General features: G+C 72.2%; 24 protein-coding genes. 9 read left to right on the plus strand and 15 right to left on the minus strand.

All coding sequences use genetic code 11. The annotated features are described in order from the left end of the window. Window positions 1–66 precede the first annotated feature (66 nt). The gene (locus ACZ6C1_RS01480; RefSeq protein WP_469236622.1) at window positions 67–732 is read right to left on the minus strand and encodes a response regulator; all 666 of its coding nucleotides are present in this window, start codon (window positions 730–732) and stop codon (window positions 67–69) included. Next, window positions 729–1931 carry a sensor histidine kinase gene (locus ACZ6C1_RS01485; protein ID WP_469236624.1) on the minus strand — a complete coding sequence of 401 codons (1203 nt, stop codon included), beginning with the start codon at window positions 1929–1931 and terminating at the stop codon, window positions 729–731. Before ACZ6C1_RS01485 ends, ACZ6C1_RS01480 begins: the two co-directional genes overlap by 4 nt. 151 nt (window positions 1932–2082) lie before the next feature. Here ACZ6C1_RS01485 and ACZ6C1_RS01490 point away from each other — a divergent pair, with 151 nt between their 5' ends. Further along, window positions 2083–2661: a hypothetical protein gene (locus ACZ6C1_RS01490; protein WP_469236625.1), complete on the plus strand. Its 579-nt coding sequence runs from the start codon at window positions 2083–2085 to the stop codon at window positions 2659–2661. Between the two features lie 13 nt (window positions 2662–2674). Here ACZ6C1_RS01490 and ACZ6C1_RS01495 read toward each other — a convergent pair whose 3' ends face one another. From ACZ6C1_RS01495 to ACZ6C1_RS01505, 3 genes are read right to left on the minus strand one after another with little or no spacing between them, the layout of a single operon-like run. After that, window positions 2675–3247 carry a cob(I)yrinic acid a,c-diamide adenosyltransferase gene (locus ACZ6C1_RS01495; protein WP_469236627.1) on the minus strand — a complete coding sequence of 191 codons (573 nt, stop codon included), beginning with the start codon at window positions 3245–3247 and terminating at the stop codon, window positions 2675–2677. Between the two features lie 13 nt (window positions 3248–3260). Further along, on the minus strand, window positions 3261–4010 hold the full coding sequence (locus ACZ6C1_RS01500; RefSeq protein WP_469236628.1) for an ABC transporter permease: 750 nt from the start codon (window positions 4008–4010) through the stop codon (window positions 3261–3263). A 9-nt stretch (window positions 4011–4019) separates the two neighbouring features. Further along, window positions 4020–4802 carry an ABC transporter ATP-binding protein gene (locus tag ACZ6C1_RS01505; protein ID WP_469236630.1) on the minus strand — a complete coding sequence of 261 codons (783 nt, stop codon included), beginning with the start codon at window positions 4800–4802 and terminating at the stop codon, window positions 4020–4022. 79 nt (window positions 4803–4881) lie between these two features. On the opposite strand from ACZ6C1_RS01505, the gene ACZ6C1_RS01510 reads away from it, so the two are divergent. From ACZ6C1_RS01510 to ACZ6C1_RS01525, 4 genes are all read left to right on the plus strand, one after another. Continuing rightward, window positions 4882–5529 carry a TetR/AcrR family transcriptional regulator gene (locus ACZ6C1_RS01510; RefSeq protein ID WP_469236632.1) on the plus strand — a complete coding sequence of 216 codons (648 nt, stop codon included), beginning with the start codon at window positions 4882–4884 and terminating at the stop codon, window positions 5527–5529. Window positions 5530–5696: 167 nt separating this feature from the next. Beyond that, window positions 5697–6545: a 3-hydroxyacyl-CoA dehydrogenase family protein gene (locus ACZ6C1_RS01515; RefSeq protein WP_469236634.1), complete on the plus strand. Its 849-nt coding sequence runs from the start codon at window positions 5697–5699 to the stop codon at window positions 6543–6545. Window positions 6546–6715: 170 nt separating this feature from the next. Continuing rightward, a complete protein-coding gene (locus tag ACZ6C1_RS01520; RefSeq protein ID WP_031073773.1) occupies window positions 6716–7039 on the plus strand; it encodes an STAS domain-containing protein in 324 nt (107 codons plus the stop codon). Between the two features lie 226 nt (window positions 7040–7265). Beyond that, entirely contained in the window at window positions 7266–10088 is a 2823-nt protein-coding gene (locus ACZ6C1_RS01525; protein WP_469236636.1) for an ATP-binding protein, read from the plus strand. A 54-nt stretch (window positions 10089–10142) separates the two neighbouring features. Here ACZ6C1_RS01525 and nucS read toward each other — a convergent pair whose 3' ends face one another. Then, window positions 10143–10805, minus strand: a complete 663-nt coding sequence (gene nucS, locus ACZ6C1_RS01530) for an endonuclease NucS (protein ID WP_064071816.1) — start codon at window positions 10803–10805, stop codon at window positions 10143–10145. 220 nt (window positions 10806–11025) lie between these two features. Here nucS and ACZ6C1_RS01535 point away from each other — a divergent pair, with 220 nt between their 5' ends. Continuing rightward, entirely contained in the window at window positions 11026–11418 is a 393-nt protein-coding gene (locus ACZ6C1_RS01535) for an SCO5389 family protein (protein ID WP_469236638.1), read from the plus strand. Between the two features lie 143 nt (window positions 11419–11561). Here the strand turns inward: ACZ6C1_RS01535 and ACZ6C1_RS01540 are convergent, their stop codons facing one another. Beyond that, window positions 11562–12596, minus strand: coding sequence for an LLM class flavin-dependent oxidoreductase (locus ACZ6C1_RS01540; RefSeq protein ID WP_469236640.1), 1035 nt, complete (start codon window positions 12594–12596; stop codon window positions 11562–11564). 193 nt (window positions 12597–12789) lie between these two features. On the opposite strand from ACZ6C1_RS01540, the gene ACZ6C1_RS01545 reads away from it, so the two are divergent. Beyond that, window positions 12790–13119 carry an ATP/GTP-binding protein gene (locus ACZ6C1_RS01545; protein WP_469236642.1) on the plus strand — a complete coding sequence of 110 codons (330 nt, stop codon included), beginning with the start codon at window positions 12790–12792 and terminating at the stop codon, window positions 13117–13119. A gap of 63 nt (window positions 13120–13182) precedes the next feature. Here the strand turns inward: ACZ6C1_RS01545 and ACZ6C1_RS01550 are convergent, their stop codons facing one another. The 7 genes from ACZ6C1_RS01550 to mce form a co-directional block, all read right to left on the minus strand. Beyond that, the gene (locus ACZ6C1_RS01550) at window positions 13183–13992 is read right to left on the minus strand and encodes an ABC transporter permease (RefSeq protein WP_469236643.1); all 810 of its coding nucleotides are present in this window, start codon (window positions 13990–13992) and stop codon (window positions 13183–13185) included. Beyond that, window positions 13989–15143, minus strand: a complete 1155-nt coding sequence (locus ACZ6C1_RS01555; RefSeq protein ID WP_469236645.1) for an ABC transporter ATP-binding protein — start codon at window positions 15141–15143, stop codon at window positions 13989–13991. The genes ACZ6C1_RS01550 and ACZ6C1_RS01555 overlap by 4 nt, the downstream gene beginning before the upstream one ends. Window positions 15144–15285: 142 nt before the next feature. Then, on the minus strand, window positions 15286–16065 hold the full coding sequence (locus ACZ6C1_RS01560; protein ID WP_469236647.1) for an ABC transporter permease: 780 nt from the start codon (window positions 16063–16065) through the stop codon (window positions 15286–15288). Between the two features lie 2 nt (window positions 16066–16067). Then, window positions 16068–17003, minus strand: a complete 936-nt coding sequence (locus tag ACZ6C1_RS01565; protein WP_469236649.1) for an ABC transporter ATP-binding protein — start codon at window positions 17001–17003, stop codon at window positions 16068–16070. A gap of 257 nt (window positions 17004–17260) precedes the next feature. Then, window positions 17261–18199 carry a coiled-coil domain-containing protein gene (locus tag ACZ6C1_RS01570; RefSeq protein WP_064071808.1) on the minus strand — a complete coding sequence of 313 codons (939 nt, stop codon included), beginning with the start codon at window positions 18197–18199 and terminating at the stop codon, window positions 17261–17263. A gap of 115 nt (window positions 18200–18314) precedes the next feature. Further along, a complete protein-coding gene (gene scy / locus ACZ6C1_RS01575; RefSeq protein WP_469236651.1) occupies window positions 18315–22400 on the minus strand; it encodes a polarized growth protein Scy in 4086 nt (1361 codons plus the stop codon). Window positions 22401–22575: 175 nt separating this feature from the next. Next, window positions 22576–23016, minus strand: coding sequence for a methylmalonyl-CoA epimerase (mce, locus tag ACZ6C1_RS01580; RefSeq protein WP_469236652.1), 441 nt, complete (start codon window positions 23014–23016; stop codon window positions 22576–22578). 138 nt (window positions 23017–23154) lie between these two features. Between mce and ACZ6C1_RS01585 the strand changes: the two genes are divergently transcribed. Then, complete coding sequence (locus tag ACZ6C1_RS01585; RefSeq protein WP_469236654.1) at window positions 23155–24363, plus strand: acetyl-CoA C-acetyltransferase; 1209 nt, start codon at window positions 23155–23157, stop codon at window positions 24361–24363. Window positions 24364–24399: 36 nt separating this feature from the next. Beyond that, window positions 24400–25356 carry a methylmalonyl Co-A mutase-associated GTPase MeaB gene (gene meaB, locus ACZ6C1_RS01590; RefSeq protein WP_469236656.1) on the plus strand — a complete coding sequence of 319 codons (957 nt, stop codon included), beginning with the start codon at window positions 24400–24402 and terminating at the stop codon, window positions 25354–25356. Between the two features lie 371 nt (window positions 25357–25727). Here meaB and ACZ6C1_RS01595 read toward each other — a convergent pair whose 3' ends face one another. After that, window positions 25728–26096 (minus strand): PepSY domain-containing protein, encoded by a 369-nt coding sequence (locus tag ACZ6C1_RS01595; RefSeq protein ID WP_469236658.1) that lies wholly within the window; start codon window positions 26094–26096, stop codon window positions 25728–25730. Window positions 26097–26158: the final 62 nt, after the last annotated feature.

A 26158-nucleotide genomic window follows, 5' to 3' on the forward strand; every position in this document is an offset into this window, starting at 1 on the left:
AGGAAGGTCTGGACCAATCGTCAATAGGTCCAGACCATAGGTGTGCCGGGTCCGGGCGGGCTCGAGTCACACCCCCAGTTCCTGTGCCAGCACCGCCGCCTGCACCCTGCTGCGCAGCTCCAGCTTCCCCAGCAGCCGGCTCACATGCGTCTTCACCGTCGCCTCCGCCATCTCCAGGCGTACCGCGATCTCCGCGTTCGACAGCCCCTCACCCAGGCACGACAGGACCTCCCGTTCCCGCCGGGTCAGCACGTCGAGCACCGCCGGATCCGGCGCGTTCTCCGCCCGGACCGGCCTGGTCGGCGCCGCGAACTCGGCGATCAGACGGCGCGTCACCGCAGGGGCGATCAGGCCCTCGCCGCGCGCCACCGTCCGTACCGCCTCGATCAGGTCCTTGGCGTCCGTGTTCTTCAACAGGAACCCGGCCGCCCCGGCGCGCAGGGCCCCGAACACGTACTCGTCCAGATCGAACGTCGTCAGCACCAGGACGTCGGCGAGACCCTCGGCCACCACCTGCCGCGTCGCCGACACCCCGTCCAGCCGCGGCATCTGAATGTCCATCAGCACCAGGTCGGGCCGGAGCGCGCGGGTCAGCCGCACCGCCTCCTCGCCGTCCCCCGCCTCGCCGACCACCTCGATGTCGGGCGCGCTGCCCAGGATCAGGACCAGCCCGGCGCGCACCGCACTCTGGTCCTCGGCCACGAGTACGCGTACACGTGGGGTTCCGGTCATGCCGACGGCTCCTTGTCGTCCTCCGCCACGGGCAACTCCGCCCGTACCCGCCAGATCTTCTCGCCCCACCCCTCGACCGGACCCGCCTCGAACACCCCGCCCAGCAGCGCGATCCGCTCCCGCATCCCCACCAGCCCCGCCCCCGAACCGGGCGCGCGCGGCCCCGGCCGGCTGCCGTAGGCGCTGGTCACCTGGACGGTCAGCCCGTGGTCGGCGGAGTGCAGCGCGACGGTCACCTCCCCCGCGTCCGCGTGCTTGAGCGTGTTCGTCAGCGACTCCTGCACGATGCGGTACGCCGCCAGTTCGACGGGTGCGGGGAGCGGGTCGGCGTCCGGCGCCCGGTCGTCGACCAGCCGGAAGGTCAGGCCGCTCGCGGCGCCGTTCACCCCGGCCTGCCGTACCAGGGCGTCCAGGCCGTCGAGGGTCGGCGCGGCGGCCGGCTCGTCATGGCCGCTGGTGTCGCGCAGCAGGCCGATCAGCCGGCGCATCTCCGCCAGGCCGTCGACGCTGTTCTCACGGATGACGCTCAGGGCGTCGCGGGAGGTCTTCGGGTCGTCGAGGGAGAGCGCGGCGGTGGAGTGGATGGCGATCGCGGACAGGTGGTTGGCCACCATGTCGTGCAGCTCGCGCGCCATCCGCGACCGCTCGGCGATCACCGCCTCGCGGCGGTCCATCTCGGCCAGCAGCGCGGTCTGCTCCGCCCGCAGCCGGGCCGTGTCGGCGGCCTGACGGTGGTTGCGGACGACCGCGCCGGTGATGGCGGGGAAGAAGGTGATCAGCGCGGTGACCACGCCGATCAGCAGCGCCTCCGGCTCCTGGAACCAGGCCAGGAACCCCAGCGTCACCGCGATGGTGATCAGCCCGGTGGTGACCGGGATCCGGCGGGCGGAGGCGGGCGGTCCGTACACCACGGCGGCGTACACGATGTCGGCGAACATCACGACCGTCAGCAGGTTGCCCCGGGTGAACTGGTCCGCGACCACCGCGACCGTGCCGGCGATCAGCGCCGTACGCGGCATGGTCCGGCGCACCAGTGCCAGCGCGGTCATGGCGACCAGCGGCACCAGCACCACCGGACCGTCGGGCAGCGGGCTGCTCGGGCCCTGCGTGTACAGCCCGAACGACCAGAGCAGCAGACCGCAGGCCAGCCCGGCGGCGGCGATCAGCGCGTCGTCGCGATGCGTACGGGGGAGGCTCACGCGTCCATCCAACACGCTGCGCGGCCCCGGGGCGTCCCCGTGCGGTCGGAGCGCCGACTACATCGAAGGATGCAGTGCGGGTTCGTCACCGGAGACGACGAATCGGCGCCCGGCGGCCGGGAGGCTGGAGGGGTGCCGAAGGGAGAGCGCCGTGGTCGTCACGCTCATCGTGATCTGTGAGGTCGGTTTCTGGGTGCTGCTGGCCGCCGGGCTGGCCGTCCGCTACTTGCTGAGGATGCCCCGTACGGGCGCGGCGCTGCTGCTGTGCGAGCCGCTGCTGGAGGTCGTCCTGCTGGTCGTGACCGCCCTGGACCTCAAGAACGGCGCCGAACCGAGCTGGAAGCACGGGCTGGCCGCGCTGTACATCGGGTACACCGTCGGCCACGGCCACCGCACCGTGAAGTGGCTCGACGGCCACGCCGCCCACCGCCTCGCGGGCGCCCCGCGCCCCGTGGGCCCGCCCCGCCACGGCAGGGCCCGGGCCCGCCACGAGGGCCGCCTCTGGCTCGGCACGCTGGCCGGGGCGGCGGTCGCCACCGTCCTGCTGTGGCTGGCGATCCTGTACGTGGGCGACGCGAGCCGGACCGGTTCGCTGCAGGGCTGGATGGGTGCGGCCTGGCGGGCGGCAGGCATCCACGGCCTGGTCGCCCTCTGGTACGCGATCCTGCCCGGCAAGGAGCCCGAACCGGCCGCCGAGCCCCGCGAACCGGTCGGCGTGGACCGCCGCTAGCGCTCCGCCGGTCTCAGCGCTCCCCGCCCGGTACCCACAGCACGTCGCCGACCTGCTTGTTGGCCGTGCGCGCCAGGATGAAGAGCAGGTCGGACAGGCGGTTGAGGTACGTCGCCGTCAGGGCGTTCATCGTCTCGCCGTGGACCTCCAGCGCGGCCCACGTCGAGCGCTCGGCGCGGCGCACGACCGTGCACGCCTGGTGCAGCAGGGCCGCGCCGGGGGTGCCGCCCGGGAGGATGAAGGAACGGAGCTTGTCCAGGTCCTCCAGGAACCGGTCGCAGTCCGCCTCCAGCTTGTCGACGTAGGACTGCTCCACCCGCAGCGGCGGGTACTTCGGGTCCTCGACCACGGGGGTCGACAGGTCCGCGCCCACGTCGAACAGGTCGTTCTGTACGCGGACGAGGACCTTGACGACCTCCTCGTCGAGGCTGCCCAGCGCGATGGCGGTGCCGATGACCGCGTTGGCCTCGTTGGCGTCGGCGTACGCCGCGATCCGCAGGTCCGTCTTGGCCGTGCGGCTCATGTCGCCGAGTGCCGTCGTGCCCTTGTCGCCGGTGCGGGTGTAGATGCGCGTCAGATTGACCATGCGGCCAGCCTAGTTACGCCCCGGCCCTCCGGAACACTCTTGTGCCCACCGTCACGGCGAGACCGGCGAAGGTGGCGGCGACCAGCACCCCGTACAGCATCGCCGTGCTCGTGTAGTCGCCCACGTACCCGGCCCTCACCGCGTCGACCAGGTAACGGAACGGCATGAGGTGCGAGAGGACGTCGAGCCAGGCCGGAGCCAGGGCCATCGGCAGCATCAGGCCGGACAGCAGCATCGACGGCATGCTCACCGCGTTGACGACCGGCCCGAACTCCTGCGGCTTCGACACCTTCAGCGCCAGCGCGTACGACAGCGCCGCCAGCGCCACCGTCAGGACGGCGACGAAGGCGAATCCGATGAGGATCCCGCCGAGCGGCGCCCGCAGCCCCATCGCCACGGCGGCCAGGACCAGCAGCACCGCCTGGAAGACGAAGACCGCCGCGTCCCGCAGGACCCGGCCGAGCAGCAGCGCGAGCCGGCTGACCGGTGTGACCCGCATCCGCTCGACGACCCCCATCTGCTTCTCGATGATGATCGCGAACCCCGCGAAGGAGGCGCCGAAGAGGCCGAGCTGGAGCAGCAGGCCGGGGACGAGGACCTGCCAGGAGTCGCCCTCGGTGCCGAGCGGGAGGCCGGTGAGCAGGGGGCCGAAGAAGAGCAGGTACAGCAGCGGCATCAGGACGCCGAAGAGCAGCTGGAATCCGGAGCGCAGCGTCTGGCGGGCGTACCGCCCGAGGACGAGCGCGGTGTCGTGCAACAGCATGCGGGTCTCCTAGACGGCGATGGGCGTGGGGTCGGCGGGCGCGGGGCCCCGTCCGGTGATGGCGAGGAACGTCTCCTGCAGCGACGCGCCGGCCGATCCGGAGTACCGCTCCTTGAGCGCGGTCGGGGTGCCTTCCGCGACGACCGCGCCTTTGTCGACGACGACGAGCCGGTCCGACAGTTCGTCGGCCTCGTCGAGGTAGTGGGTGGTGAGGAAGACGGTCGTGCCGTGGGTGTCGCGCAGTCGCCGCACCAGTCGCCACAGGTCCGCGCGGCTGCCGGGGTCGAGGCCGGTGGTCGGTTCGTCCAGGAAGAGCACTTCGGGGTGGTGCGTCAGCCCCATGGCGATGTCCAGGCGCCGCCGCTGGCCGCCGGAGAGCGCCCCGCAGGGGCGGTCCAGCAGCTCGGTCAGCTCCAGTTCGCGCGCCAGCTCGTCGGCGCGGGCGGTCGCGTCGGCCTTGGAGAGGCGGTAGAGGCGGCCCTGGGTGACCAGTTCCTCGCGTACGGAGACGCTGAGGTCGACGCCGCCGGACTGGGCGACGTACCCGATCCGCCGCCGTACGCCGACGGGGTCGCCGACCAGGTCGCACCCGGCGACCGTGGCGGCGCCGCCGGTCGGTGGGAGCAGCGTGGTGAGCATGCGCAGCGTGGTGGTCTTGCCGGCCCCGTTGGGTCCGAGGAAGCCGAGGATCTCGCCCGCGTGGACGGTCAGGTCGATGCCGCGGACGGCTTCGACGGGGCCGCTCCGGGTGCGGAAGGTGTGGGCCAGTCCGGCCGTGCTGAGGATGGGCATGCGTCAAGAAAAACAGAGTCACTTAAATTTTGCAATGACTACAAGTTTCTAGTCCCCCCAGCGAAGCTAGGATGAGGGCATGGCGACGACCGAGGGACTGAGAGAGCGCAAGAAGCGGCAGACCCGGCAGCACATCTCCGACGTGGCGACGGGCCTGTTCCTGGAGCGGGGCTTCGACGCCGTGACGATCGCCGAGATCGCCAAGGCCGCCGACGTCTCCGTCAACACCGTGTACAACTACTTCCCCGCCAAGGAAGACCTCTTCCTCGACCGCGGCGAGGACGTCATCGACCGGCTCTCCCGCTACGTCCGCGGCCGCCGCCCCGGAGAGTCCGCCGCCGACGCCGTCCTACGGGAACTGCGCGCCGCCGTCGTCGGCCAGTCACCCGCCATCGGCCTCTTCGCCGGCTGGGCCGACTTCATGCACGTCATCACCGGCGCCCACGCCCTGCGCTCCCGCCTCTGGGCCATCCAGCAGGAAGCGCTCGCCGACCTGACCGCCACCCTCGCCAAGGAGACGGCCGCCGCCGGCGACGACCCGATGCCCACCCTCGTCGCCGGGCAGCTCTCCTGGATCCACAGCACGCTCATGGCCTGGATCGGCACGGAGATGGTCAAGCGGCGCGACATCGGCGAGGTTGCCCGCGAAGCCCTCGGCCTCCTCGACGAGATGGAGGAACTGATGGGGCGCAAGGTGCTGGAGTACGCGGTCCGACCGCCCGAGTGACCCGGCTCACGGCCCACTGGCGACGGCTCGGACTCACTCCGCCGCCCGTATCGGTGTGATGTCCGTCATCTGAGACGTGACGCGCATCTCTTCGGCGCCACACGGCCGCGCGCGCCCGCTACCCTCCGCGAAGAGCCGATACGTAAACGGGTGTTAAGGGGAAGATCGTGGCCAGGAAGCTCGCCGTCATCGGGGCCGGACTCATGGGATCCGGAATCGCACAGGTCTCGGCCCAGGCGGGCTGGGACGTCGTGCTCCGCGACGTCACCGACGCCGCCCTGACCCGCGGCACCGACGGCATCAAGGCCTCGTACGACAAGTTCGTCGCCAAGGGCAGGCTCGACGCGTCCGAGGCCGAGGCCGCCCTGGCCCGGATCACCACGACCACCGACATGGACGCGGCCGCCGACGCCGACATCGTCGTCGAGGCCGTCTTCGAGAAGCTGGACGTCAAGCACGAGATCTTCCGTACGCTCGACAAACTCGTACGCGACGACGCCGTCCTCGCCTCCAACACCTCCGCCATCCCGATCACCAAGATCGCGGCCGTGACGGAGCGCCCGGAGCGCGTCGTCGGCGCCCACTTCTTCTCGCCCGTCCCGATGATGCAGCTCTGCGAACTGGTGCGCGGCTACAAGACCAGCGACGAAACCCTCGCCACCGCCCGCGAGTTCGCCGAGTCCGTCGGCAAGACCTGCATCGTCGTCAACCGCGACGTCGCCGGGTTCGTGACGACCCGTCTCATCTCCGCCCTCGTCGTCGAAGCGGCGAAGCTGTACGAATCGGGCGTCGCCTCCGCCGAGGACATCGACATCGCCTGCAAGCTCGGCTTCGGCCACGCGATGGGTCCGCTGGCGACCGCCGACCTCACCGGCGTCGACATCCTGCTCCACGCCACCAGCAACATCTACACCGAGTCCCAGGACGAGAAGTTCGCGCCGCCGGAGCTGATGCGCCGGATGGTGGACGCGGGTGACATCGGACGTAAGAGCGGGCAGGGCTTCTACAAGCACTGAGCCGTATCGACCGTTTCACCATCACCCCTCGGGGTGAATTCGGTATCGGTTCGCTTACAAGGCGCAACTGGTCCGCCGGTCCGGCAGTCAGTTGATGCATAGAAGTACGTGACGACGAAAGACGTGCACGACGTAAAGACGTGACGACAACGCACTCTCGGGGAGCGCATATGCACATCAGGGGCGACCACGCCGAGCTGGTCGTCGGGGGCCGCCTCGACGTCCGCAGCGCGGCGGACGCCCGTACGGTCCTGCACTCGGCCGTCGACGACGGAGCCGGCGACCTGGTGCTCGACCTGACCGGCCTCGACTCCTGGGACGCCACAGGGCTCGGAGTCATCATGGGCGCCCACCGGCGAGCGGGCCGCTGCGGCCGCCGGCTGGTGCTGCGGGGCGTACCGCCCCAGATGCAGCGCCTGCTGGTGGCCACCCGGCTGCACCGCATCCTCGCCATCGAGGGCGGTATCGCCGCCGAAACGTTGCCCCGGGTGTAACGGGTACGGGCCTGGTAAATCGCACCAGGCGCCCAATCCTCACAAGACCGTGACGTCTTGGGCGCCGTGCCACCCCGGCTCTTCATCCATACTGAGCGAAGGTCTAGGGTTCGGTCGCCTGCCGATTGACGGACCCACCCGGCGGGCACCGGACCAGAAGCGACAGCGGGCGTGCAGAAAGGCCGGGAGGGGCTTTCCGCGCACCACGCTTTTGGGGGCTTTCACCATGGACCCGATCAACCGGGCACCGGAAGACTTCGGCCACGACGACCGCGACGGCGACAGCCGCCCGCGCAGCACGCGCGACGGCGGCCCCACACCCGCCTTCGCCCAAGGCGGCGCACCACCGGGCCCCGCCCGGACCGCGCAACTCGTCTCGGGCGACCTCCTGCTCACCATCAACCCGATAGACGGCAGCGAGATCGAACCGTGCCCGCCCGGGCGCCGTCCCGAGCCGCCCGGCCGCCACACCGCCGAGGAGCGCGCCGACCTGACCCGCGCGGCCGGCCCGCCCGTACCGCCCGGCCCCGCCGGCCCGCCGCTGCCCCTGCTGGAGCGCCAGGAGCAGCGCGAGCGGCTGGTCAGGCTGCTCTCCCGCGGCCGCTCCGTACGCCTCACCGGACCGGCGGGCTCCGGGCGCACCGCGCTGCTCGACGCCGTCGCCGCCGACTGCGCCGACCTCGCGCCCGACGGAGTCATCCGGCTCTCCGGCCACCACCGCACGCCCACCGAGCTGCTGTACGACCTGTTCGCCACCGTCCACCGCGCGCCGGCCCACCGGCCCGACCGCGCCGGGCTGCTGGCCGCCGTCCACGGCATCGGCGCGGTCGTCGTGCTGGACGACCTGGAGTTCGGCGGCGCCGCGCTGGACGAGCTCCTCGAGGCCACCCCCGAGTGCGCGTTCCTGCTCGCCGCCACGCCCGACGTCGCAGCGCCGTCCGCCGACTCCCACCTCGAAGAGGTCTTCCTCTCCGGGCTGGACCGCAGTTCCGCGCTGGAACTGCTGGAGCGCGGCGTGGACCGGCCGCTCACCGACGACGAGGCGAACTGGGCCGGCGACCTCTGGTTCGAGTCGGAAGGCCTGCCACTGCGGTTCGTCCAGGCCGGCGCCCTGCTGCGGCAGCGCGACGAACTGCGCGCCGGCCCGGCCGACGACGAGGACGAGGACAACGTCTTCGCCGACGGCCGCGAGGCTCCGCTGCCCTCCCTCGGCGACGGCGCGGCGCCCGCGCCCCTGCTCGCCTCCCGGCTCTCCGAGGCCGCCCGCGAAACGCTGCGCTTCGCCGTCGCGCTCGGCGGGGAGGTGCCGCACCAGGCGCACCTGCCGGCGCTCGTCAACGACACCCACGCGGACGCCGCCCTCGGCGAGCTGCTGCGCTGCGGACTGCTCACCCCGGTCGGCACCCGCTACCGGCTCGCCGCCGGCGTGATGGCACAGCTCGTCGCGAAGGGGTACGACGAGGGCGCCGCCGACCGCGCCCACACCGCGGCCCAGCACTACGCCTGGTGGGTCGGCCACCCCTCGGTCAGCCCCGAGCGGGCGGTCACCGAGGCGGACGCCGTACTGGCCGCGATGACGGCACTCGTACAGGCCGCCGCGGACAACGGCACGGGCACACCCGGCACTTCGGGCACATCGGCCACGACCGGCACCTCGGCCGTCTTCGGCGGCTCCGGGTCCTCGGAGACGGCCGGCGACTCCGATTCCCTGGCCTCCCCGGCCGACGAGGAGGAGGCGTACGCCGACGCGGCGGTCGTGCTGGCCCGCAGCGCGGCACCCGCGTTCGCGGCCGGCCTGCACTGGGGGGCCTGGGAGCGGGCCCTGCGGACCGGCGCCGAGGCGGCACGGCACGCGGGGGAGGTGGCCGAGGAGGCCTACTTCCACCACGAGTTGGGCGTCCTCGCGCTGTGCGCCGGCAACCTGGACCGGGCCCGCGCCGAGCTGGAGGCGTCCATCGCCATGCGCGGCGCCCTCGCCGACAAGCGCGGCACGGTGGCCGGCCGGCGCGCCCTGGCCCTGGTCGCGGACCGCGAGCGCGGGCCGCTGCTCGGCGGCCGGACGGCGGCGGGCGAGGAGGTGCCCGCGGCGCGGTACGAGGAGTCGGCGTCCCCGCCCGGGGGCGTACCGGCGGCCGCGGGCGTCCCGCAGCCGGCGGGGACGGCCGCCCGGCAGGGCCCCGGTGGTGAGACGGAGACGCTCATCACCCGCCAGGAACGGCCCGCCCCGGCGGCCGGGCCGACGGCGCGGCGCAGCATCCTGAACGGCGCCCGGCGCAACCTGGTCGCGGCGGGGGCGGGTGCCGTCCTCGCGGCCGTCCTCGGCACGGTGGTGACCCTGGGCGCGACCTCGGGCGGCGCCGACGACGGCAAGGGCGGCTCCGGCCGGGTCACTTCGGACCAGTCGGCCAACGAGGACAGCGGTGGCGGCGGCCTGGACGCGGAGGAGCCCGCGCAGGGTTCCACGCGCGACCCGGGTGACGGCGGCACGGGCGGATCGGACTCCGGCTCCGGTACCTCCGGCGTCCCGGGCTCCACGGCGGGCCCCGGCGAGACCGGCACCGCCGGCACCCCGTCCACCCCGTCGGGCACCCCGTCCGCGACGTCGGGCGGTACGACCACGGGCGGCAGCGGCTCCCCGACGACCGGCGGCAGCTCCACCACGACCGGCGGGAGTTCCTCACCGACGACGGGCGGCAGCAGCTCGCCGACGACCGGCGGCAGCTCCTCGCCCACCACGGGAGGCACCAGCTCGCCCACGACCGGGGGCAGTTCCTCCCCGACCACCGGCGGGACGGACACCACCGGGGGCACGGACACGACCGGCGGGACGGACACCACGGGTGGCACGGACACGACCGGGGGCACGGACACCACCGGCGGTACCGACACCACCGGAGGGACGGACACCACCGGGGGGACGGAGACCACGGGTGGTGCCGGTGGCGGCACCAGCAGCGGCGGCACCGAGACCACCGGCGGGGCCGGTGGCGCCACCCAGAGCGCGCCCGCCACGAGCAGCGGTGCCACGCCGTCCGGCACGGCGGCCTGAAACATGTCCACGGCCCCGGGCCGGTGCCCGGGGCCGTGGACGGAGCAAGGTGGCTCAGAACAGCCGCAGCTTGTCGTCCTCGATGCCGCGCAGCGCGTCGTAGTCCAGCACCACGCATCCGATCCCGCGGTCGGTCGCCAGCACCCGGGCCTGCGGCTTGATCTCCTGAGCGGCGAAGACGCCCTTCACGGGCGCCAGGTGGGGATCGCGGTTCAGCAGCTCCAGATAGCGGGTGAGCTGCTCCACGCCGTCGATCTCGCCACGGCGCTTGATCTCCACGGCCACGGTCGCGCCGTCCGCGTCGCGGCACAGGATGTCGACCGGCCCGATGGCGGTCGGGTACTCGCGGCGGATCAGGGTGTACCCGTCGCCCAGTGTCTCGATCCGATCGGCCAGCAGCTCCTGGAGGTGCGCTTCCACGCCGTCCTTGATGAGGCCGGGATCGACCCCGAGCTCGTGCGACGAGTCATGGAGGACTTCCTCCATCGTGATGATCAGTTTCTCGCCCGCTTTGTTCACGACCGTCCAAACACGGTCATCACCCTCCTTGAGGGTGCACGGCGGCGACATCCAATTGAGCGGTTTGTACGCCCGGTCGTCAGCGTGGATGGAGACGCTGCCGTCTGCCTTGACCAGGATCAGACGGGGTGCGGAGGGGAGGTGGGCCGTGAGCCGGCCCGCGTAGTCCACGGAGCAGCGGGCGATGACGAGACGCATGGTCGGCAACGCTACAAGACACACGCTCTTCCGCGCGATTCGGTCCTAAACTCCCCTTCTCCCATGGCCGGTTGTGCACCCAATCTCCTGGTGCGGTCCGGACAGCGCGCTTACCGTGGAAGCGGGAGGTTGTCGCTCGTGCACGCAGCGTGTCGTGCGGGGGGCGTCCTCCTTCCCTGCCCGTAAGGCCCCGGTGACCGGGGTCGCGAGAGGAGAACCCATGTCGCTCGACGTCTCACCGGCGCTGTTGGAACAGGCCGAGCGAGGCGAGGTCGACGAAGCCGACTTCGTCGACTGCGTCCGGACCTCCCTGCCCTACGCATGGGAGATGATCAGCTCTCTGGTGGCACAGCTGAAGGTGGACGGCGGTGCGTTCGCCGACAACCAGACGCCGCCGCCGGACGAGCAGGCGCGCGGCCAGCTACTGCGCGCACTGGCGAGTGACGCGATCCGGGGTGCGCTCCAGCGGCACTTCGGCGTCCGTCTGGCGTTCCAGAACTGCCACCGCGTGGCGGTGTTCCCGCTGGACTCGTCGGTCGACGAGCGGTTCACCCGCTTCACCTCCGTACGAGCCCAGCTGCTGAACCAGTCGCCGACCCTGCGCGACTGCTGACGCCCGGGCGTGTCTTTTGGATCAGGCCGGATCGGGCGCGTGCCAGGGCGCGCGAGCCCGGCGCGATCCGAGAGACCCGCCCTAGTGCTGCCGCTCCGCATCGCGGGAGGTGCGACTGGTGCAGGGCGGCAGCATGGTGGACGTCATTCGACCCGGGGTACCACCTCCGCACCCAGCCGCCGTACGTTCTCCTCCGTGGCGGCGACGTCGCCGGAGCCCTCGACGAGCAGGGCGAAGCGTGTGATGCCGGTCCGCTCCGAGGTCGCCGCCAGCCGGTCCGCCGCCACCCGGGGGGTCCCCACCGGATGCAGCCGGCACAGCAGCTCGGCGTAGGCGACGGGGTCGCGCATCGTGCGACGCCTGCCGTCCACGGTGACGTGGGCGTCCAGTCCCTGTTTGAGCCAGCCGGGCATCGCCTTGACCAGCGTCTCCGTGGCGTCCGCCGTCCGGTCCGCGATCTGCGCCACCCCCGCCGACACATGGCCGCCCGCCGCCCGGGCCACCGCGTCCGGGGTGTGGCCGGCCGCCAGCGCCTCACGCCGCCACAGCGCGACCATCTCGGCCTTCTCCTCGTCGCCGCAGTGCATCCCGAGCAGCATCGGCAGGCACCGCTCGGCGGCGAGCTTCACGCTCCCGGGCGAGGTGCAGGCGACGATCGTCTCCGGTACGGGATCCCCGTCGATCAGCTCCTGCGGCCTCGGCACCACGGCCACCTCGCGGAACCGGTGACGCGGCCCCTCACCCGAGACACGCGGCTCACGCAGCCAGCGCAGCAGCAGGTCCAGCGACTCGGGGAAGCCCGTCTCGTACGCCGTGAGACCCGTGCCGAACACCTCCAGGTCGACCCACGGCCCGCCCCGGCCCACCCCCAGCGTGAACCGCCCGCCGGAAGTGATGTGCAGCAGCGCCGTCTGCTCGGCGAGCGCCACGGGATGGGCCGTCGGCAGCACGCTGACCGCCGTCCCGACCCTGATGCGACGCGTCCGGCCCAGCAGCAGCGCGGCGAGCGTCACGGCCGAGGGACAGACCCCGTACGGCACGAAGTGGTGCTCGGCCAGCCATACCGAGTCCAGTCCGGCCTCCTCGGCCACCTCCGCCGACCGCACCGCGCGGTGCAGCGCCTCCCCCTGGCCCTGGCCGGGAAACTGGGCCGCCAGTACAAAAGTTCCCACACGCATCGCCTTATGCCTCCTTGACCGGCCGACGCGGCTCCCCTCACTGGCAACAACGTCTGGCAGGTGCCATAGGCAACGGCCCAGCGGGAAGTTGTTGCGATTTTCCGGTAACTGGAACCGGACCGTGCGAGTACCCACAGTCGCGGCCCTTAGGCTGGACGGACACACATCCGCGTCCGCCCCAGTGAGGTGTTCCGTGTCACCGCGCCGCAACCGCCCCCGTGGCGGGGAGAAGCCGAACGAGACCAGCGGCGAGTCGGGCGACAGGTACGGGGGGTTCCACCGCACCGAGTCCTGGCAGGACGAGGAGTGGTCGGTCCGCCACGTGGCGGGCGCCAGCGCCGCCGGCAAGCGGTACCGCTGCCCCGGCTGCGACCAGGAGATCCCCTCGAGCGTGCCGCATGTGGTGGCGTGGTCCGAGTACGGCGGCGTGGACGACCGGCGGCACTGGCACAAGGCCTGCTGGAACGCGAAGGACCGCCGCACCACGAAGGTGCAGCGGTCCCGGAACGCGCCCCGCCACTGAGGCGGGAGGACGCATCGGACGAACGCGCTGGTGAGACGTCGCGCTTGTCGGACGTCGCGCTCCTCAGACGTCGCGCTTCTCCGTGGCGAGGAACGCTCCGGCCAGCGCGACGGCGGCCACGCCGCTCAGGATCCACAGCGGGGTCCAGCCGTGCGGCCCGCCCGCGACGAGACCCGTGTCGCTGTAGAAGGCGATGAGCAGGCTCGGGATCGAGTACTGGAACAGGAACTCCTGGACCTTCGGCAGCGACGACATGAACATGGCGGCCACCAGCGGCAGCAGCATCACACCGATCATGATCGTGATCGCGCCGGCGGAGTGCCGGACCAGCGCGCCGACGGCAAGCGCCAGCAGCCCGAGGACCGCGGTGAACAGTCCCGCGCCGACGGTCGCGCGTACCCACTCCTCCCCGGTGGCGGCGCCGCCGTCCACCATCGCGGTCTGCATGCCCGCGACCAGAGCGGCGGTGACCGCGGTGACGGCGAGGATCAGCGCGAAGAACACGATGGCCTTCGCGGCCAGCACGCGGCTGCGGCTGGGGCACGCGGTCAGCGTCGTACGGATCATGCCGGTGCCGTACTCGGACGAGATGGTCAGCACTCCCAGCGTGACCACGCAGATGCTGCCGAGCAGCACGCCGTTGAAGCCCAGCGCGAGGACGGACTCCCCTCCCATGTCCGTGCCGGTGGCGTTGATGGCCACGACGGCGAGCAGCCCGACGCCGACCATGAGCAGAATCATGACACCGAGCGTCCACATCGTGGAGCGCACCGAGCGGATCTTGGTCCACTCGGAGGCGAGGGCGTCCCCGAGGTGGGCGCGGCGCACCGGGATGGGTGAGGTGTACTGCTGCTGGTAGGGGGCGGTGGTCATCGGGCGTCCTCGCTCTTGCTCAGGTCTGCGGGGGCTGCGGCGGGGGCGGGCGGCACGGCCGGGGCGGCGGGTGCCGCCTGGTGGGGCTGCGGCGGCTGCCCGCCCGCGTACGGGTTCTGTCCGGGCGGCGGCGGGGCGTACCAGCCCTGCTGCGGCACCTCGGGGACGACGGGCTGCGGCGGCGGCGCGTAGCCCATCGGGTCCGGCTGCTGCATCAGCCCGGCGCGCTGGTCGGTCGTCGAGCGGTAGTCCACGGCGCCCTGGGTCAGGCGCATGTACGCCTCCTCCAGCGAGGCCTGGTGCGGCGACAGTTCCCACAGGCGTACGTCGGCGTCGTGCGCCAGGTCGCTGATGCGGGGCAGCGGCAGCCCGGTCACCCGCAGGGCGCCGTCCGGCTCCGACAGGACCTGCCCGCCGGCCTCGGCGAGCACGCCCATCAGCTTCTCCCGCTGCGCGGGCTCGGTCTGCGGCGTACGCACCCGGGCGAAGTCCGCGGAGTTCGCCGAGATGAAGTCCTTGACGCTCATGTCGGCCAGCAGCTGACCGCGTCCGATGACGATCAGGTGCTCGGCGGTCAGGGCCATCTCGCTCATCAGGTGCGAGGACACGAAGACCGTCCGGCCCTCGGCGGCCAGCGCCTTCATCAGGTTGCGCACCCAGAGGATGCCCTCGGGGTCCAGCCCGTTGACCGGCTCGTCGAACAGCAGCACCTGCGGGTCACCGAGCAGCGCGGCGGCGATGCCGAGCCGCTGCCCCATGCCGAGCGAGAACCCGTTGGACCGCTTGCGGGCCACGTCCTGCAGACCGACGACCCCGAGCACCTCGTCGACGCGGCGCGCCGGGATGCCGGCGAGCTGGGCGAGCGAGAGCAGGTGGTTGCGCGCGCTGCGCCCGCCGTGCACGGCCTTGGCGTCGAGCAGGGCCCCCACCTGCCGCGGAGCGTTCGGCAACTGCCGGAAGGGGTGGCCACCGATGGTCACATGGCCCGCCGTCGGCCGGTCCAGCCCGAGGATCATGCGCATCGTCGTCGACTTGCCGGAGCCGTTCGGTCCCAGGAAGCCGGTCACGGTCCCCGGCCTCACCTGGAAGGAAAGGTTGTACACGGCCGTCTTCGCGCCATAGCGCTTCGTCAGGCCGACTGCCTCGATCATTCTCCAGCCCCATCGACAGGTCGTACGTCGTCGGGCCTGCGGCATCCTCGCCCAGAGCCCCCGTAAGAGGTAAGAGGGTATCCGCCCCTTGACGGTTCCGACGATGGCCGAAAGAGATGGGATCGCTGGGGAAACGGAATCCCTAGGCGTCCCGCCGCTTCAGGACCGCGTAGCCGCCGAGGAGGGCGGCCGCCACCCACAGGGCCATGATTCCCATGCCGCCCCAGGGGCTGTAGGGCGCAGGGTCGCTGCCCAGGGCGCCGGGGACGACTTGCATGATCGTGGAGCCCGCCTGGTCGGGGAAGTACTCGGCGACCTCCTTGGCCTTCGGTACGGCCGAGAGGATCTGGGAGATGAGGAAGAAGAACGGCACGAGGATGCCCAGCGACAGCACCGTCGAGCGCAGCATCGCCGCCACGCCCATCGAGAAGACCGCCATCAGGCCCATGTAGAGGCCGCCGCCGATCACCGCGCGCAGGACGTTCTCCTCGCCGATGCTCGTGCGGTGCTCGCCCAGCAGGGCCTGGCCGAGGAAGAAGGACAGGAAGCTGGTCACCAGGCCGACGGCCAGGGCCAGCACCCCGGCCACCGCGATCTTGCTGAAGAGGAAGGTCGCCCGCTGCGGTACGGCGGCCAGTGACGTACGGATCATGCCGGTGCTGTACTCCGTGCCCACCACCAGGACCCCGAACACCACCATCGCCAGCTGGCCCAGCAGCATGCCGGAGAAGCTGACCACGGTCGCGTCGAACGTGGCCCGCTCGATGGCGGGCATCTCGTCGAACGTCTCGCGCACCAGGGCGGACAGCGCCGCGCCCATCGCGACGGTGACGATCAGCGCGCTGGCCAGCGTCCAGACCGTCGAGGAGACCGTGCGGATCTTGGTCCACTCCGACCGGAGGACCGCGGGTGCCGACGCCATCGTCAGACCTCCTTCGACCACTGGGGCCCGGCGGCCGCGTGCGCGTGGTACTCGACCGCCGACGCCGTCATCTGCATGAACGCCTCTTCGAGGGAGGCTCGCTGGGCGCTCAGCTCGTGCAGCGTGATCCCGTGGCGGGCCGCCAGCTCACCGATCTGTTCGGTCGTCGCCTCGTCGACCTCCAGCGTGCCGTCACCGGCCTCGGTCGCCGTGAGGCCCGCGTCGTGGAGCGCGTCGCGCAGCTGCTCCCGCTGCGGGGACCGCAGCCGTACATAACTGCGCGAGTTCTGGTGGATGAAATCCGCCATCGACGTGTCCGCGAGAAGCTTCCCCTGCCCGATCACGATCAAGTGATCGGCCGTCAGGGCCATTTCGCTCATCAGGTGACTGGAAACGAAGATCGTCCGCCCTTCGACGGCCAGCGCCTTCATCAGATTGCGGATCCAGTGAATTCCCTCGGGGTCCAGACCATTGACGGGTTCGTCGAACATCAGGATTTGCGGATCACCCAGGAGTGCGGCGGCGATTCCCAGTCGCTGCCCCATCCCCATCGAAAAACCTTTCGGTTTCTTCTTGGTCACGGCCGCGAGCCCCACCAGATCCAGCACCTCGGAGACCCGCTGCTCCGGAATGCGGTTGGACTGCGCGAGGCAGAGCAGGTTGTTGTACGCGGTGCGCCCGCCGTGCAGTCCCCGCGCCTCCAGCAGCGCGCCGATGTACTTCAGCGGCTCGTCGAGCTCCCGGTAGTGCCGGCCGTCGATACGGACCGTCCCGCTCGTCGGATGGTCCAGCCCGAGCACCATCCGCATCGTGGTCGACTTGCCCGCGCCGTTGGGACCGAGAAAGCCCGTCACCACACCCGGACGCACCTGGAAGGAGAGATGGTCGACCGCCGTCTTCTTACCGAAACGTTTCGTTAGACCCTCGAGCTCGATCACCCGTCCACGCTACGGGCGCCCCGGGCGTGCCGCCACCGGAATGACACGGCCCTCTTCCACCCCGGGAAGGACGCGGCGGGGCACACCGAGGGCACGGCAAGCGCAGGGCGGGGGCGCGCCCAGGGCGCCGCAAGGGCACGGCGAGAGCGGTGCAAGCGCGTGGGCCCCGCGGGGCCCACGCGCGCACGGCCGTCGGGCGTACACGTCGTGGGCCCCACGGGGCCCTCGGGGGACCCATGGGGCCCAACCCGTGCCGACTAGCGGGTCTGCTGCGCCGGAACGCCGCGGGAGACCGGCTCGTCGTCCGCCGGGGAACCGGCCGCGGCCACGGCCGCACCGGTCAGCGTCGCCAGCATCTCGCGGACGTTGGTCAGCTGGGCGTTGATCGAGTCGCGACGGTTCGTCAGCGCCGCCAGCTCCCGCTCCGATTCGCTGCGGATACGATCCGCCTTGGCGTTCGCGTCCGCCACGATGTCCTCGGCCTGGCGCTGCGCCGTCTCCACCGTCTGACGGGCCCGGCGCTCCGCGTCCGTCCGCAGCTTCTCGGCCTCCAGGCGCAGCTGCTCCGCCCGGTGCTCGATCTCGGCGAGACGCTTCTCCGCCTTCGCCTGGCGCGACGCCAGGTCCCGCTCGGACTGCTCACGCCGCTTGGCGAGGTTCGTCTCGAAGTCGGCGGCGGCCTGAGCGGCCTTCGCCCGGGTCTCCTCGAAGAGCGCGTCCGCCTCCTCCCGCTTGGACTGCGCGTCCTTCTGCGCCTCGGCACGCAGCGAGTTGGCCTCGCCCTGGGCCTTCTCGACGATCCGTACGCCCTCGTCCTCGGCCTTCGCCTTGCGCTCCGCCGCGAACGACTCCGCGTCGTTGCGCACCTGCTGCGCCGCCGACTCGGCCAGCTCACGGTGCTGTTCGGCCGCGCGACGGGCCTCCTCACGCAGGTCCTTCGCCTCCTCCTCGGCGAGACGGAGGATCTTCTCGACGCGCGCACCGAGACCGGCGTACGACGGCTCGGCGTCGCTGACCTGGGCCTGGGCGTTCTGCGTCTCGAGGTGGAGCTCCTCGATGCGCTTTTCCAGAGAGGTGATTCGGGCCAGAGCACTGTCTCGGTCGGCGACGAGTTTGGTAATGCGGTCATCCACCTGACCGCGGTCGTAACCACGCCGCACGAGCTCGAAGCCGAAGGGGGAGGAAGTGTCGCTCATGGGGTTCCTGTCGAATGAGACCGGTGAGGTGTTAGGGGGAATCCTAGGGGTCCACACGGCGTGTCTTCGAGCGGATGCCCGTTCAAACTGAAGAATGTCCAGCCTTTTGAGTGGCTTACTCGTCGGTTGACTTGCCACTGGAACGGGTAACCCCTGCCGCCGCGGTGGCCTTGACCCCGCCGTCCTTCGTACCCCCCGAGGGCGCCTCGAAAGATTCCAACGCCTCCAGCACATCCTGGACACGAGAGATTTCGGCCTGAATGTCCTCCCGGCGGCGCACCAGCACCTCCAGCTCCCGCTTCCCCTCGGAGATCATCTTCTCGGCCTCGCGCTCCGCGTCCGCCTTGATCTTCTCCGCCTCGCGCGACAGCGTGGCCTTCTTCTGCTCCGCCTCCTTGAGCAGCCCTTCCGCCTTCTTCACCGCCGAGATCCGGACCTTGCTCGCCTCCGAATTCGCCTCGGCCAGCAGCTCCTTCGCCTTGGCCTCGGCCTCGGCCCGCTGCTCGGTCGCGGCCTTCACCAGCTTGTCGACCCGCTCGCCCGCCGACTTCATCTGCTCGGCGCTCTCCCGGCGGGCCCTCTCGTGCAGCTCCTCGACCTCCGCCTCCGCACGCCGGCGGAGCTCCTCCGTACGGTCCCTTATGGCCGTCGCGTCACCACGCGCACCGACCAGCAGCTCATCGGCGTCCGTACGGGCCTTCTCCACCAGCGCGTTGCCCTCGACCGTGGCCTCGGAGACGATCCGCTCGGCCTCCTTGCGAGCCGCGCCCACCATCGTGTCGGCCTGCGACTCCGCCTCCGCGGTGGCCCGCAGCGCCTCCTGCCGCGCCTTCGCGATGAGCTTGTCGGCCTGCTCGGCCGCGTCCGCCCGCCGCTTGGCCGCGGCCTCGCGCGCCTCGTCGACCACCCGGTCCGCCTCGGCCCGCGCCTCGGCACGCAACTCCTCGGCCGCCGCCTCCGTCTCGCTGCGCAGCCGCTCCGCCTCGGTACGGATCCGCTCCGCGGCCTGCTGCGCGGAGCCGACCTTCTCGGTCGCCTCGGCCCGCAGCCGCTCCGCCTCGCCGGTCGCCTCGGCCACCAGCCGCTCGGCCTCCGCCGCGGCCTCGGTACGCAGCCGCTCGGCCTCCGCCGCCGCCTCCGCGACCATGCCCTCGACGCGCTCCGCGGTCTCCGCGCCGATCCGCTCGGCCTCGCCGGTCGCCTCGCCGATCAGCTGGTCCGCCTGCGCCGCCGCGTCCGCCCGCCGCTTGTCGGCGGCCTTCCGCGCCTCGTCGAGGACCTGCTCGCCGTCCGCACGGGCGGCCGCCCGCAGCTCCTCGGCCTGCGCCTCGCCGTCCGCCTTGACCTGCTCGGCCTCGCCCAGCAGCCGCGCCGCGTCCCGCTCCGCCGTGGCCAGCAGCTCGGCCGCCTCGGCCGTCATCCGCTCGGCCTCGCTCGTCGCCTCGCCGACCAGCCGGTCAGCCTGCGCCGCCGCCTCCGACCGGATGCGGTTGGCGTCCTCGCGGGCCTCCGCACGGGTGCGCGCCGCGTCCTGCTCCGCGGCGGCGAGCGAGTCCGACGCCTCCGTCCGCATCCGCTGCGCGTACTCGGCCGTGTCGCTCTTCAGCCGCTCCGACTCGGCGATGGCGTCCGCCATCGTGCGCTCGGCCAGCGCCTTGGCGGCCTCGGTCTCCTCCTGCGCCCGCTGCCGCAGCCGGCCCGCGTCCTCCGCGGCGCGCTCCCGCTCCGCGTACGCGTCGGAACGGACCCGGTCCGCCTCGTCCTGCGCCTCGCTGCGCGTGCGCTCCGCCGCGTGCTCGGCCGCCGACCGCAGCCCGGCGATCTCCTCCTCGGCCTGCTCGTGCAGCCCCGCGACCGCGTCCCGCACCTGCTGTGCCGTCTGCTCGGCGGCCGACACCATCTCGGTCGCCCGCCGGTCCGCCTCCTCGACCAGCCGCTGCGCCTCGGTCTGGGCCTCCTCGACCCGGTTGCGCGCCGACGCCAGCAGCTCCTCGCTCTGCTCGCGCGCCCGCTCCCGCTCCTGGTCCGCCTCCGACCGGGCGGCGCCCAGCGTCTCCTCCGCCTCGCGGCGGCGCCGGTTCGCCTCCTCCCGCGCGGCGGCCAGCTCCTCGGCGGCCTCCGCGGTGATCCGCTCGGCGGCCGCGGCCGCCTCCGCGCGCATCCGGTCGGCCGACTCCTGCGCCTCCGACTTGAGACGCTCCGCCTCCGCGGCAGCCTCCGAACGCAGCCGTACCGCCGCGTTCTCCGCCTCCGCACGGGACGTCGACGCGTCCTGCGCCGCCTCCGTGCGCAGCCGCTCGGCCTCCTGCTCCGCCTGCGCCTGGAGCGTACGGATCCGCTCGGCGGCCTCGGTGCGCTGCCGCTCGGTCTCCTCGGCGGCCTCGCGGCGGATCCGCTCGCTCTCGGCCCGGGCGTCGGTGAGCGCCTGCTCGGCGGCCGTGAGGCGGGTCTCCGCCTCGGTGTGCAGCCGCGTCAGCTCCTCGGCGGCCTCCGCCTGGCGGGCCGCGATGGCCCGCTCGGTCTCCTCGCGCAGAGCCGCGGCGGCCTGTTCGGCCGCGGCCCTCACCGACTCGGCCTGCTCCTCGGCGTCGGCGCGGAGCTGATCGGCCTCGGCACGGGTGCGCTCCAGCGCCTCCTCGGCCTGCCTGCGCAGGGCCGTCGCCCGCTCGATCGCCTCGGTGCGGACCCGCTCGCTCTCGGCCGTCGCGGCCGTCCGCAGCTCGTCGGCGTCCGCCTTCGCCTTGGTCAGCAGCTCCTCGGCGGTCTTCGCCGCCTCCTCGATCTGCTGGACCGCCTCGCGCCGCGCCTCGCCCCGGATCCGCTCGCCCTCGGCGATCGCGTCGGCCCGCAGCTGCTCGGCCTCGCCGCGCAGCCGGCGCGCCTCCTCCTGGAGCTCGACCGTCTTGGCGCGGTACTCCTTGGTGTCGTCCTTCGCCGCACCCTTGAGCTGCTCGGCCGTGTCGTGCGCCTCGGCCCGCAGCCGGTCCGCCTCGGCCTCCGCCTCGCGGCGGATCCGCTCGGCCTCCTCCGACGCCTTGCGGGTGGTCTCCTGCGCGTCCTCCGACGCCTTGGACAGGACCTCCTCGGCGGTACGGGCCGCCTTGGCGAGCTGCGCCGCGCTGTCCTCGGCCGCCGCCGTACGGGCCTTCTCGGAAGCCTCGGCGACCAGCTTCTCCGCCACCGCCCGGGCGTCGGCCAGCGCCTGCTCCGCCTCCGCCTTGAGGGCTTCGGACTCCTTCGTCGCCTCCGCGACCAGCCGGGCGATCTCCGCCTTGGCCGTACGGGTGCGCTGCTCCGTCGCCGACTCCGCGGTCGACAGCCGCTTGGCCGCCGCCTCCCGGGCCTCCGCGACGACCTTGTCGGCCTCCGTACGGGCCTCGCGCAGCCGCTCCTCCGCCTCGGCCATCCGCTGCTCGGCGGCCCGGCTCAGCTCGGCCGCCTGCTGGCGCGCCTGGTCCGACTCGGCGGTCGTGGCGCTGCGGAGCTGCTCGGCGTGGCTGGTGGCCTCCTGGGCCTGGGTGGAGGCGGCGTTCAGCAGCCGCTCGGCGTCCTTGCGGGCGCGCAGCAGGATGGCCTCGGCCTCGGCGCGGGCCGTCTCGGTCTCCGTGCTCAGCCGCCGGCGGGCCTCCTCGGCGAGCCGGGTGGCCTCCGCGCGGGCCGCGGCGAGGGCCTGCTCGGCCTCCGCGCGGGACTCCTCCATCAGGCGGCGGGCCTGCGCCTCGGTGCGGGCGCGGAGCTGCTCCGCCCAGGCCACGTTCTCGTTGACGTGTGCCTCGACGGTCTGGCGGCGCTCGGACAGCTCCTGGTCCAGCCGCTGGCGGCGCTGCACCGCCTCGGCGTGCAACTCCGCCTGCAGGCGCGCCTGGTGCTCGGCGTGCTCCTGCAGTATCCGCTGCGTCTGGGCACGGGCCTCGCGCAGCTCTCGCTCGGCGTCCGAGCGAAGCTGGTCGGCCTGGATCTGCGCGTTCCGCAGCAACTGTTCGGCCTGATAGCCGATGTCGGCGTTGTCGTACGCCGGTCGGGACGCGATGGTGCGGCGCGCCTCGTGGAGCTTGGCGCGCAACACCTCGACCTGGTAACCGAGGTCCTCGGCGTGCTGGACGGCCTTCTCCCGCTCGGTCTTCAGCCGGTCCATCTCGGCTTCGAACCGCGAAAGGTGGTCGTCAGCCCGGTGGCTCTCCTGGCGTTCGTAGCCCCGCACTGCGCGGTCCCATCCGTCCCCTGGTCGCAACTCTCTTGGTACGAGCACCGTTCGCCGGCGAACGGCCCCCCGGGGAATGGTGTCAGATCGAATGGCTCGACCACGACGCCGCGGCACGGCCCCGATCCGGCCCCGGCCCGGAGCCGCCCACTCTACCGGGCCAGGAATCCGGAGGTCAGTGCTCCACTGAGGAGGCCCCGGCCGAGGTCACGAGTTCCGTCAGGACCCCGTGGCAGTCCTTGGGGTGCAGGAAGGTGATGCGGGACCCCATGGACCCGATACGGGGCTCGTCGTACAGGACCCGCACACCCTTTTCACGGATCGAGGCGGCGTCCCCGTCGACGTCGGCCGTGCCGAAGGCGATGTGGTGGACACCCTCGCCGTTCTTGGCGAGCCATTTGCCCACGGCGGAGTCCTCCCGGGTCGGCTCCAGGAGCTGGAGGTAGGAGGCGCCGCCGTCGGAGGTCTCGTTGATCTTGAGCATGGCCTCACGGACGCCCTGCTCCTCGTTGACCTCGGAGTGGAACACCTCGAAGCCGTACGTGGCACGGTAGAACTCAACGGTCTTGTCGAGGTCGAAACAGGCGATCCCGATGTGGTCGATTCGCGTCAGCATGGGACCAGTGCAGCGCGGCGGAGGTGGTTACGCAACGTGCGCGCCATCACACTGGCTGCCCGGTGACCAGGACACGTACCGCTCAGTACATTGGCGGTAAACCCTCGTTCACTCTCCACATCCAAGGGGCCGTGCCTCATGTCTGGAACGACCGGTACCACCTCAGTCATCGTCGCGGGCGCACGCACGCCCATGGGCCGTCTGCTCGGCTCTCTGAAGTCCTTCTCCGGCGCCGATCTCGGCGGCTTCGCCATCAAGGCCGCCCTCGACCGGGCCGGCATCGGCGGCGATCAGGTGCAGTACGTGATCATGGGCCAGGTGCTGCAGGCCGGGGCGGGGCAGATCCCGGCGCGGCAGGCGGCCGTCAAGGCCGGCATCCCCATGAACGTGCCCGCGCTCACCATCAACAAGGTGTGTCTCTCGGGCCTCGACGCCATCGCCCTCGCGGACCAGCTGATCCGCGCCGGCGAGTTCGACGTCGTCGTCGCCGGCGGCCAGGAGTCCATGACCAACGCGCCGCACCTGCTGCCCAAGTCCCGCGAGGGCTACAAGTACGGCGCGATCGAGATGATCGACGCCATGGCGTACGACGGCCTCACCGACTCCTTCGAGAACATCGCCATGGGCGAGTCCACGGAGAAGCACAACACGCGCCTCGGCATCGCCCGCGACGCGCAGGACGAGATCGCCGCCCTGTCCCACCAGCGCGCCGCCGCCGCGCAGAAGAACGGGCTCTTCGAGGCCGAGATCACGCCTGTCGAGATCCCGCAGCGCAAGGGCGAGCCCGTCGTCTTCAGCAAGGACGAGGGCATCCGCCCGGAGACGACCGTGGAGTCGCTGGGCAAGCTCCGTCCCGCCTTCTCCAAGGACGGCACGATCACGGCCGGCACCTCGTCGCAGATCTCCGACGGCGCCGCGGCGGTCGTGGTGATGAGCAAGGCCAAGGCCGAGGAGCTCGGCCTGGACTGGATCGCCGAGATCGGTGCCCACGGCAACGTGGCCGGACCGGACAACTCGCTCCAGTCGCAGCCCTCGAACGCCATTCGGCACGCGCTGAAGAAGGACGGGCTGGAGGTCTCGGATCTTGACTTGATCGAGATCAACGAGGCGTTCGCCGCTGTCGCCGTGCAGTCAATGAAGGACCTGGGCGTAACCCCCGAAAAGGTGAACGTCAACGGTGGCGCCATCGCGCTCGGGCACCCGATCGGCATGTCCGGCGCCCGGGTCGTCCTCCACCTGGCGCTGGAGCTCAAGCGGCGCGGCGGCGGGGTCGGCGCGGCGGCGCTGTGCGGTGGCGGCGGTCAGGGCGACGCGCTGATCCTCCGCGTTCCGGGCAACGGCAAGTAATCCTCGCTGCGAGTCGAGTAAGGAGCGGTGCAAGTGATGGTGGACGTCCCCGCACTGGTCGCCCAGGCACGGGAGGGCCGGCCGCGGGCCGTGGCCCGGCTGATCTCGCTCGTTGAGGGGGCGTCCCCGCAGCTGCGTGAGGTGATGGCGGCGCTGGCACCGCTCACCGGCGGTGCGTACGTGGTGGGCCTCACCGGCTCGCCCGGCGTCGGCAAGTCGACCTCGACGTCGGCGCTGGTCACCGCGTACCGGAAGGCGGGGAAGCGGGTCGGCGTGCTCGCCGTCGACCCCTCCTCGCCGTTCAGCGGCGGCGCGCTGCTCGGTGACCGGGTCCGGATGTCCGAGCACGCCTCGGACCCGGGCGTCTACATCCGGTCGATGGCGACCCGGGGGCACCTGGGCGGGCTCGCCTGGGCTGCGCCGCAGGCCATCCGCGTGCTGGACGCCGCCGGGTGCGACGTGGTGCTCGTCGAGACCGTGGGCGTGGGGCAGTCCGAGGTCGAGATCGCCTCCCAGGCCGATACGTCGGTGGTGCTCCTCGCGCCCGGCATGGGCGACGGGATCCAGGCCGCGAAGGCGGGCATCCTGGAGATCGGTGACGTGTACGTCGTCAACAAGGCCGACCGGGACGGCGCCGACGCGACCGCGCGCGAGCTGAACCACATGCTGGGGCTCGGCGAGTCCCGCGGGCCCGGCGACTGGCGGCCGCCCATCGTCAAGACGGTGGCCGCGCGGGGCGAGGGCGTCGACGAGGTCGTCGAGGCACTGGAGAAGCACCGCGCGTGGATGGAGGAACGGGGCGTCCTCGCGGAACGCCGCCGCGCCCGGGCGGCCCACGAGGTCGAGACCATCGCGGTGACCGCGCTGCGGGAGCGGATCGGTGACCTGCACGGCGACCGGCGCCTGGACACGCTCGCGGAGCGCATCGTCGCGGGCGAGACGGACCCGTACGCGGCGGCGGACGAGCTGGTGGCGGGGCTGACCGGCCAGTAACCCCTGGTGGGACGCGTCGCAGTGCGGTGCGACGCGCCCTGGTGGGAGTCGGCCCCCCGGCGGGGTGCGTCTTGGATTCGTTCCGCCCCACCCGTTCGGCCTGGGGCGGAACGGGTGGGCACGACTGACCTGGGCGGTGCCTGTTGCCGGTGCCCACGTGGGCGGTGCCTACGGGCGCGGTGCCCTTCCGGGCGGTCACTCCCGGTGGTGGGGGGCGTGGCCCCTCCGGGCTCGCCTCCTCGACGCCGGCGGCCTTGGGTCTCTTGGCGGGGAGCCCTTCCGCAGCCGCCGACCTCTGCGGGGGCGACCCTGCACGGCCCCACCCGGCCGTCGTCCGGGTGCGGGCCGGTGGGGGCACGGCCGGATGGACGTCAGTCGTCGGAGTCGTCCTTGTCCTCGTCCTGGGTCGCCTTGGCCGTCTGCGCGTCGACGGTCCAGTCCTGGGTCTTGCCGTCCTTGGTGACGATTTCGACGTCCCAGGACTTCTTGTTGTCATCGTCGTCCAGCTCCAGGGACACCACCGTGCCGTGGTTCGCGACCGCCTTGAGGGCCTGCTCCGCCGTCACCTTGACGCCCTGGACGGAGTTGGAGGCGTCGTCGCGGTCGTCGTCGACCTGGGTCGCGGTGCGGGTGGCCTTCGAGGGCGCCTCGTCGTCCGCCGACGAGGCGAACGCGGCTGCCGTGCCGCCCGTCAGCAGGGCCGCCGCGGTGACCGTGGCGATGATCAGGTTGCGCTTCATGGAAGGGCCTCCGGAATGTCGGTGCGTTCTCGGTACGGCGACCACACTGCCGGTGGGGTGCT

The sequence above is a fragment of the Streptomyces sp. NPDC041796 genome, from assembly GCF_055590785.1.

Bases quoted from the DNA above. Each gene is read 5' to 3' on its own strand.
- ACZ6C1_RS01480 (WP_469236622.1), bottom strand. From the start codon at position 732: ATGACCGGAACCCCACGTGTACGCGTACTCGTGGCCGAGGACCAGAGT.
- ACZ6C1_RS01495 (WP_469236627.1), bottom strand. From the start codon at position 3,247: ATGGTCAATCTGACGCGCATCTACACCCGCACCGGCGACAAGGGCACG.
- ACZ6C1_RS01500 (WP_469236628.1), bottom strand. From the start codon at position 4,010: ATGCTGTTGCACGACACCGCGCTCGTCCTCGGGCGGTACGCCCGCCAG.
- ACZ6C1_RS01505 (WP_469236630.1), bottom strand. From the start codon at position 4,802: ATGCCCATCCTCAGCACGGCCGGACTGGCCCACACCTTCCGCACCCGG.
- ACZ6C1_RS01510 (WP_469236632.1), top strand. From the start codon at position 4,882: ATGGCGACGACCGAGGGACTGAGAGAGCGCAAGAAGCGGCAGACCCGG.
- ACZ6C1_RS01520 (WP_031073773.1), top strand. From the start codon at position 6,716: ATGCACATCAGGGGCGACCACGCCGAGCTGGTCGTCGGGGGCCGCCTC.
- ACZ6C1_RS01525 (WP_469236636.1), top strand. From the start codon at position 7,266: ATGGACCCGATCAACCGGGCACCGGAAGACTTCGGCCACGACGACCGC.
- nucS (WP_064071816.1), bottom strand. From the start codon at position 10,805: ATGCGTCTCGTCATCGCCCGCTGCTCCGTGGACTACGCGGGCCGGCTC.
- ACZ6C1_RS01535 (WP_469236638.1), top strand. From the start codon at position 11,026: ATGTCGCTCGACGTCTCACCGGCGCTGTTGGAACAGGCCGAGCGAGGC.
- ACZ6C1_RS01540 (WP_469236640.1), bottom strand. From the start codon at position 12,596: ATGCGTGTGGGAACTTTTGTACTGGCGGCCCAGTTTCCCGGCCAGGGC.
- ACZ6C1_RS01550 (WP_469236643.1), bottom strand. From the start codon at position 13,992: ATGACCACCGCCCCCTACCAGCAGCAGTACACCTCACCCATCCCGGTG.
- ACZ6C1_RS01555 (WP_469236645.1), bottom strand. From the start codon at position 15,143: ATGATCGAGGCAGTCGGCCTGACGAAGCGCTATGGCGCGAAGACGGCC.
- ACZ6C1_RS01560 (WP_469236647.1), bottom strand. From the start codon at position 16,065: ATGGCGTCGGCACCCGCGGTCCTCCGGTCGGAGTGGACCAAGATCCGC.
- ACZ6C1_RS01570 (WP_064071808.1), bottom strand. From the start codon at position 18,199: ATGAGCGACACTTCCTCCCCCTTCGGCTTCGAGCTCGTGCGGCGTGGT.
- mce (WP_469236652.1), bottom strand. From the start codon at position 23,016: ATGCTGACGCGAATCGACCACATCGGGATCGCCTGTTTCGACCTCGAC.
- ACZ6C1_RS01585 (WP_469236654.1), top strand. From the start codon at position 23,155: ATGTCTGGAACGACCGGTACCACCTCAGTCATCGTCGCGGGCGCACGC.
- meaB (WP_469236656.1), top strand. From the start codon at position 24,400: ATGGTGGACGTCCCCGCACTGGTCGCCCAGGCACGGGAGGGCCGGCCG.
- ACZ6C1_RS01595 (WP_469236658.1), bottom strand. From the start codon at position 26,096: ATGAAGCGCAACCTGATCATCGCCACGGTCACCGCGGCGGCCCTGCTG.